Source organism: Paenibacillus sp. FSL R7-277 (genome assembly GCF_000517965.1).
Lineage (GTDB): Bacteria > Bacillota > Bacilli > Paenibacillales > Paenibacillaceae > Paenibacillus_AQ > Paenibacillus_AQ silagei.
In genome coordinates, this window is the sequence record NZ_ASPX01000004.1 from 77,624 (window position 1) to 84,707 (window position 7,084).

The 7,084-nt window shown below is 52.2% G+C and carries 5 protein-coding genes and 1 rRNA gene; all 6 read right to left on the minus strand.

The window, feature by feature from the left end:
• Positions 1 to 166: 166 nt before the first annotated feature.
• Positions 167 to 2,635 (minus strand): ATP-dependent protease ATP-binding subunit ClpC, encoded by a 2,469-nt coding sequence (gene clpC / locus C173_RS02075; protein ID WP_036721895.1) that lies wholly within the window; start codon positions 2,633 to 2,635, stop codon positions 167 to 169.
• A gap of 37 nt (positions 2,636 to 2,672) precedes the next feature.
• Positions 2,673 to 3,737: a protein arginine kinase gene (locus C173_RS02080; RefSeq protein WP_036721897.1), complete on the minus strand. Its 1,065-nt coding sequence runs from the start codon at positions 3,735 to 3,737 to the stop codon at positions 2,673 to 2,675.
• Between the two features lie 29 nt (positions 3,738 to 3,766).
• A complete protein-coding gene (locus C173_RS02085; RefSeq protein ID WP_036721899.1) occupies positions 3,767 to 4,291 on the minus strand; it encodes a UvrB/UvrC motif-containing protein in 525 nt (174 codons plus the stop codon).
• Between the two features lie 30 nt (positions 4,292 to 4,321).
• Complete coding sequence (locus C173_RS02090; RefSeq protein WP_036721901.1) at positions 4,322 to 4,783, minus strand: CtsR family transcriptional regulator; 462 nt, start codon at positions 4,781 to 4,783, stop codon at positions 4,322 to 4,324.
• A gap of 361 nt (positions 4,784 to 5,144) precedes the next feature.
• Positions 5,145 to 6,317 carry a GNAT family N-acetyltransferase gene (locus C173_RS02095; protein ID WP_036721904.1) on the minus strand — a complete coding sequence of 391 codons (1,173 nt, stop codon included), beginning with the start codon at positions 6,315 to 6,317 and terminating at the stop codon, positions 5,145 to 5,147.
• Positions 6,318 to 6,751: 434 nt separating this feature from the next.
• Positions 6,752 to 6,868 (minus strand): 5S ribosomal RNA (gene rrf, locus C173_RS02100).
• Positions 6,869 to 7,084: the final 216 nt, after the last annotated feature.

Here is a 7,084-nt window from a genome sequence, read left to right on the forward strand (position 1 = left end):
TTCAAAGTTTACCATTTCTGCACACTGAACGGAAGGACACTTAAGATCTAGTTTTCATTTGCGTCTTCTTTTAGGCGGGTTAAGGTATGCCTGAGGGGCGGAAACAAATAAAGCTCCCGCCCCTCTATACGGAGGAGCGGGAGCTTTGTTTCATTTTCCGGAACAATTATTCAGTTTCGACTGTTTTCTCCAGGGAGACCTCGGCCGGTGCTTCAACGGTGGTTACGACCAGTTCGCCGTTCACCTCATCAATGTTCAGGGAATCCCCCTTCTTGATGTTGCCCTTGAGCAGCTCTTCGGAGAGGCGGTCTTCGATATGCTTTTGAATCGCCCGGCGGAGCGGACGGGCACCGAAGGCCGGATCATAGCCCTCTTTGGCCAGGAATGCTTTGGCGCCGTCAGTGAGCAGGAAATCTACATCGTACTCACGCAGACGCTTGCGCAGCTCCTCGGACATCAGAGTCACGATCTCTGCGATATGCTTCTCATCCAGCGAGTGGAAGACAATGATCTCGTCGATCCGGTTCAGGAACTCAGGCCGGAAGCTCTTCTTCAGCTCTTCCATAACCTTGCCCTTCATGTTGCTGTAATCCGCGCCCGCATCCTGTACTGCGGTGAATCCAAGCGTCGAATTCTTCTTGATCGCCTGTGCCCCTACGTTCGAGGTCAGGATGATCAGGGTATTGCGGAAATCGACCACGCGGCCCTTGGAATCGGTCAGACGGCCGTCTTCCAGTACCTGCAGCAGAATGTTGAACACTTCAGGGTGGGCCTTCTCAATCTCATCCAGCAGTACAACCGAGTAAGGCTTGCGGCGAACCTTCTCTGTCAATTGTCCGCCTTCTTCATACCCTACATACCCTGGAGGCGCTCCGACCAGCCGGGAGGTGGAATGTTTCTCCATATACTCCGACATGTCGATGCGGATTACCGCATTCTCGTCACCGAACATCGCTTCGGCAAGCGCCCGCGCCAGCTCGGTCTTACCAACCCCGGTTGGTCCGAGGAAGATGAAGGAGCCCATCGGACGTTTCGGGTCCTTCAGACCCGCACGCGCCCGGCGGAGTGCCCGGCTGACCGCCTTAACGGCTTCGTCCTGGCCAATTACACGTTCATGCAGCAGGGCTTCCATATTCAGCAGGCGGTCTGTCTCTTCTTCCTTCAGCTTGCTGACCGGAATGCTGGTCCAGCTGGCCACCACCTGTGCGATATCCTCAGGTGTAACCTGGGAATCGGTGCGGCCCTGCTTTTCTTTCCACTGGTTCTTCGTAGTGTCCAGCTCTTCACGAATCTTCTGCTCGGTATCGCGAAGTGCAGCAGCCTTCTCGAACTCCTGGCTTTGTACTGCGGAATCCTTCTCCTTGCGGATATCATCCAGACGCATTTCCAGTTCCTTCAGATTCGGCGGGATGGTGTAAGAATTCAGTCTTACCTTAGAGCCTGCTTCATCAATCAGGTCAATAGCCTTGTCTGGCAGGAACCGGTCAGGAATGTAGCGGTCAGACAGCTTGACTGCTTCCACAATGGCTTCATCTGTAATCTTCACCCGGTGATGGGCTTCGTACCGGTCACGAAGACCGAACAGAATCTGTACAGCTTCCTCAGGGGAAGGCTGATCCACTGTGATCGGTTGGAAGCGGCGCTCCAGCGCGGCGTCCTTCTCAATATATTTGCGGTATTCATCAAGCGTTGTGGCACCGATGCATTGCAGCTCACCACGGGCGAGGGCAGGCTTCAGGATGTTGGAGGCATCAATCGCGCCTTCCGCACCACCCGCTCCGATCAGCGTATGAAGCTCATCAATGAACAGCACGATGTTGCCCGCCTGGCGAATCTCATCCATGATTTTTTTGAGGCGGTCTTCGAATTCACCGCGGTATTTCGTACCAGCCACTACAGAACCCATATCGAGGGTCATGACACGTTTGTCGCGCAGCGTCTCCGGAATTTCATTGTTGATGATCTTTTGGGCCAGACCTTCGGCAATCGCCGTTTTACCAACCCCAGGTTCACCGATCAGCACCGGATTATTCTTGGTCCGGCGGCTCAGCACCTGAATGACACGCTCAATTTCCTTGCTGCGGCCGATCACAGGGTCGAGGTTACCGTCCTTGGCATAGGCCGTCAGATCGCGGGCCAGGCCGTCCAGCGTTGGCGTGCTGACGTTAGCCGGAGCTCCGCTGTGGCTGGAGGTGGCTTCACTGCTGCCCAGGAGCTGCAATACCTGCTGGCGGGCCTTGTTCAGGCTAATGCCGAGATTGTTCAGCACACGGGCTGCTACGCCCTCTCCCTCGCGGATCAGACCGAGCAGGATATGCTCTGTTCCCACATACGTGTGTCCCAGCTTGCGGGCCTCGTCCATGGACAGCTCGATCACCTTCTTGGCACGAGGAGTATAAGCGATGTTGGTCGGTTGTTCCTGACCTCTGCCAATCAGTGTTTCCACTTCATCCTGTATCTTCTCCAGACCCAGACCAAGTCCGATCAATGCCTTAGCGGCAATGCCGTCTCCTTCACGAATCAGTCCGAGTAAAATATGCTCTGTCCCAATGTTGTTGTGTCCCAAACGTACGGCTTCTTCCTGCGCCAGCGCCAGCACCTTTTGTGCGCGTTCCGTAAATCTTCCAAACATCATATCTCCTGCACCTCCACGGATAATAAATATCTATAATTTAATGTTGTGATCCCAGTGTCTCCCGGAGCAGCTTCGCCCGGTACATATCGCGTTCAGTAGGCGACAGCTCGTCACCGAACAGCTTTTGCAGAAAGCCCGGCTGAGTCTTGACATTCAGCTCATTGAGCACTGAAATCGAAGGCCCTTCCAGTATCCCCAGATCTACACCAAGCCGCAGATCGGAGAGCCGCTGTGCCGATTCTTTCAGTTCCATCACAGCAGCATAGGCCAGAATTCCGTAGGAGCGCTTGATACGGTCCGTAATCCGCAGAGCGGAATCGACCAGCAGGCGTTCGCGGGCGTTGCGTTCATGCTCTATAATCTGGGTGACTACGCTGTGAAGATTCTCAATAATCTCATTTTCGGTCTGTCCGAGCGTAATCTGGTTGGAGATCTGAAAGATATTCCCTACTGCTTCGCTGCCTTCACCATAAATTCCTCTAACGGTAAGCCCCACCTGATTAACTGCGGACAAAATGCGGTTGATCTGATGCGTCATCACCAAGGCCGGCAGATGCACCATAACCGAGGCTCTCAGCCCTGTTCCCACATTGGTGGGACAGCTTGTTAAGTAGCCTCTGCGGTCATCGAAGGCGTAATTGACAGCAGCCTCGAAAATATCATCGATGGCGGTTGCCCTTACCCAGGCTTCTCTGACCTGCAGCCCCGGGAACAGGCATTGAATGCGGAGATGATCCTCCTCATTGATCATAATGCTGACCGACTCGTCCTCATTAAGAATGACTGCCCCGCCTTTGGAATCATCCGCCAGGTTAGGACTGATGAGGTGCTTTTCCACCAGTACCTTTTTGTCCAGCTCACCCAGCTCATCCAGTCTCAGCAGCTCGAAGCTGCCGAAGTCGGCCGAAGCTTCACCCTGAAATACGGGGGCAAGCTGCTCCAGCACCTCCTCCGACTGCTCTCTTGAAGCGAGCAGCGGGAACGGAAGATGCTCCAAATTACGGGCGATCCGCATACGGCTGCTGATGACAATCTCGGAATGGCTGCCGCCGCAGCGCATCCAGTCACTCAGTGCTTGTTCGGTAAACCGGAGACTTGACATGCCCGGATCCCTCCTATATATCAAAGACTTTACTCTTGTGGCATTTCTTTTTCAAGCTTGCGGATTCTGTCCCTCAGCTCAGCTGCGGTCTCGAACTCCTCCTGCACAATACTCTGCTGCAATTCCTGCTTCAGCTCATCAATCTGGCGCTTGCACATAATCTGTGCGCCCGCCCGCTTGGGCAGCTTGCCGACATGCGCTGTACTGCCATGCACCCGCCTGAAGAGCGGGTCAAGTGTACTGTCGAAATACTTATAACAGGAGCTGCAGCCGAACCGTCCCAGCTTGCTGAACTGTGAATAGGTCATGCCGCAGTTTTCACAATGCAGCCCCTGCACACTTTGTGCGGCTGCTGACTTTCCCTTGCCCGAGCCTTCCAGATCCAGGAGACCGGAAAGCAAGCTGTGGATAGAGAAGCCTCCCGCAGTTCCGGGAATCAGTTCACCCTTCTCCCGCGCACAGCTTTCGCAGATATGAAATTCCGTCTTCTCCCCGTTCACAATCTTCGTGAAGTGGAGTGTAGCCGGTTTGACGCCGCATTCCTGGCATAGCATGAGCGGTGTCCCTCCTTACCATTTGACAAATTATTTGCCCAATAAAGAGATTAGCATAGCCTTCATAAGCTTGGCACGAATCTCATCCCGGTACGGCAGATTAACCGTCAGGCATTCCCGGGAAACCGCAGAACGCATCAGACACGCTTCACGTTTGGAGAGGAAACGGGCCTCCTCCAGCTGATAAATCAGCCCTTCGGCAGAATTCTGATCAATATCATTCCCTATCGTGGAGTTCAGATGTGCGTATAAGGCCACATTCTGAGGCAGCTCATAGCGCTGAATCCGGATATATCCGCCGCCGCCGCGTTTACTCTCCACCACATATCCCTTTTCCAATGTGAACCGTGTGCTGATGACATAATTGATCTGTGACGGGACACAGGAGAACTGGTCCGCCAGATCATTGCGCTGAATTTCCACCGTACCTTCGGGACTTTCATGCAAAATATTCTTCAGATATTGTTCAATAATATCGGAGATATTACGCATCACTCATCCTCCAGTGTATAAGCATTGGTTAAATCTGTGCTGCGCCAACGCCTGCCGTCAGAGACATGCTCTTAAGAACTTAACCCGGGCAATGTAATAAGAATCGGCTGCAATAGCCTCTGCCCTGCGCTTTTTCTCTAAATGTTACATTCCTGAGAACGATGATATCCGGCCTGCGTTGACTTTGACTTTCTTTGACTTTTTCATATTATAACATATTCTCGCTGAATGCCAAGGGGTTACTCTTATTTTTTACGTTTTGGCTGTATTGTATTCCGGTTGCCTGCTTAGTTCACTGAATGGAGGCGTTATGTATAGGACAGCTCCTCCCTCCCAGGGGAAGAGGAAGAGCCGTTCTCTGTCAGAAAAAATCGAATAATGCCGTCTCGGCCTGCGGAATCAGCGCTTCAAGCCAAGCTGTCGCCTCAGCAGTCCCGGATAATTGTCCGTACTTTGCCGCGTGAAGCGGACGCTTGTATCCCATCAGCAACACAGTAAGCGTACCGATACTGCATTCCAGGTCAGCCTCTGACCGCTCGCCCTGAATCCGGGTGAACGCCGCTTCCCCTTGCTCCGACACAGTCCACCGCCATAACCCGTTGTTCCATGACGCATGCTTATCTTCAATATAAAGCATCCGCTCCCGGTCACCCTCCGGCACATTGAAGGTCATGTTCTCCACAAAAGCCTTAGCATTGACGATACGCGCCATGAAGTATGGATAATTCTCCTGCGCAATCCGCGGATCGGGAAGGAGGAAGGGAAGAATATCGTCAGCAGGCACCAGCTTCAGCTGTGCAGCCGTAATCATGGAGTCATGATTGGCCAGGAAGGTCCACAAGCCCTGGCGGGCAAGCTCGTTCCCATAGATAAACTCATCTATGACCAGCTCCTGCTGCACTATTTTATACAGCACATAGCCCTCCGGTTCACCCTGCTCTGAATAAAACACACAGGAATGCGTATCGTCATCAAGCACACTTTCCTTCCACCAGGTCTCAGTGCGCTGGAGAGTCCCGTTATACCTCATAGCGAATTGGTCGTACAACTGCTGGAATACTGCAAGATCCGGGATATCGCGCTTCACGCTGCCCTTAATCTCCGTCTTGTGCGGGAACTTCCCTACCGGAAGAGTATACTTCTTATATTCACAGTAGATCTCCCAGCCGAATTTACGGTAAAAGGGAATCAGGAACGGATGCAAAAAGGACAATGTCTGACCGGCTTCATTCATCGTCTCGAGCGCATGGGTCAGCAGATGGGCTACATAACCCTGCCGGCGGTTCTCCGGCCAAGTGGCTACACCGGCGATGCCCCCCATAGAAATGGGCCTGCCTTGTATATATACCTGTAACGGAAGAAGCGTCAGCTTCGCACCGATACTGTCCCCTTCAAAAATCGCCCAGGTTTGTTCCGGTTTGAAGCTCTCCTTGGCGCGTACTCTGTCTTCTGCAGAAACCTTATACTTAAAAGCATATTCGGACAAGCTTAGGCTGTCCTCAAATTCTCCGGCACGTAATTGCCTGATTTCCATGCTGTTCCCTCCGTTACATTCCATAAATTAGCTCCAGATATTTGCTTAATAGAGAGTATAACAAGCCAAGCCGACGGATGCTAATAAAGGCTGGCCACCAGTTGCAAAAAGAATAGTTATCCACAGCTTTTGCACAGCAAAGCAAAAAACCGGAAAGAGTTTCTTTCCGGCTCAAAAGAGTTATCCCCGATTACATTTTATCTATCCACAATATTCACTTTTTATCCACAAAATCGGTGTATTACTTATGTTTTCGCTTGACTCATCCACAATATTGTGCGTGATTCCTCCATGATCCGGGGATCATTCTGTTCCTGTAAAGGTATCCACATGTGCGCAACTTTTCTGTACTTACTGAAATCTATCCACAGCTTTTCCACAGCCCTGCCCGCACGCAAAAAAACCACTGTCGATTGCTCAACAATGGCTCATGTGCTTGGCAACGTCCTACTCTCCCAGGACCCTTCGGTCCAAGTACCATCGGCGCTGGAGGGCTTAACGGTCGTGTTCGGGATGGGTACGCGTGGAACCCCTCCGCTATCGCCACCAAACGGATTTTTTCCGGTCGGCTTACTCCCTGAACTTCTTCAGGAAAATAATGAACCTTCCAAAATAATCGCTACAGAAAATATCAAACCATCGGTTTAACTTCCTGCCAGGCTTGATCGCCTGAAAACTGAATCCGAAACGAATCTGCGTTTGCCCTTCTTACGGGGCCCCCGGAAAGTACTCGGAATCCGCTTCGTCAGCGTCATCTTCACTTTTTG

Bases quoted from the DNA above. Each gene is read 5' to 3' on its own strand.
- C173_RS02095 (WP_036721904.1), bottom strand. From the start codon at position 6,317: ATGGAAATCAGGCAATTACGTGCCGGAGAATTTGAGGACAGCCTAAGC.
- clpC (WP_036721895.1), bottom strand. From the start codon at position 2,635: ATGATGTTTGGAAGATTTACGGAACGCGCACAAAAGGTGCTGGCGCTG.
- C173_RS02090 (WP_036721901.1), bottom strand. From the start codon at position 4,783: ATGCGTAATATCTCCGATATTATTGAACAATATCTGAAGAATATTTTG.
- C173_RS02085 (WP_036721899.1), bottom strand. From the start codon at position 4,291: ATGCTATGCCAGGAATGCGGCGTCAAACCGGCTACACTCCACTTCACG.
- C173_RS02080 (WP_036721897.1), bottom strand. From the start codon at position 3,737: ATGTCAAGTCTCCGGTTTACCGAACAAGCACTGAGTGACTGGATGCGC.